The sequence below is a fragment of the Pantoea sp. VS1 genome, from assembly GCF_002207995.1.
Lineage (GTDB): Bacteria > Pseudomonadota > Gammaproteobacteria > Enterobacterales > Enterobacteriaceae > Pantoea > Pantoea dispersa.
Map to the genome: position 1 here is coordinate 1 of NZ_NHZE01000123.1, position 359 is coordinate 359.

Annotated in this window: 1 protein-coding gene; it reads left to right on the forward strand. The window is 48.7% G+C overall.

Features of this window, described 5'->3' with window-relative positions; genetic code table 11:
- A partial coding sequence (locus tag CBW22_RS24655; protein WP_141097369.1) for an integrase core domain-containing protein occupies window positions 1-330 on the forward strand: 330 nt, incomplete at its 5' end.
- Window positions 331-359: the final 29 nt, after the last annotated feature.

The window sequence follows — 359 nt, forward strand, 5'->3', positions numbered from 1 at the left end:
ACGATAAGAACCGATCAGGGTCCGGAATTTACCTGCCGCGCGCTCGATCAATGGGCTTTTGAACATGGTGTTGAGTTGCGCTTAATCCAGCCGGGCAAGCCAACGCAGAACGGATTTATTGAGAGTTTCAACGGTCGCTTTCGGGATGAATGCCTGAATGAGCACTGGTTCAGCGATATTTTACATGCCCGGGAAATCATTAATGACTGGCGGCAGGATTATAACGAGTGTCGACCACATTCATCACTGAATTACCTGACGCCGGCTGAATTTGCAGCGGGCTGGCGAAACGGGAAATATGAAGAAAAACCAACCGACATTACTAACTGAAGGTTGTATCTAATTCTGGGGGCAGGTCA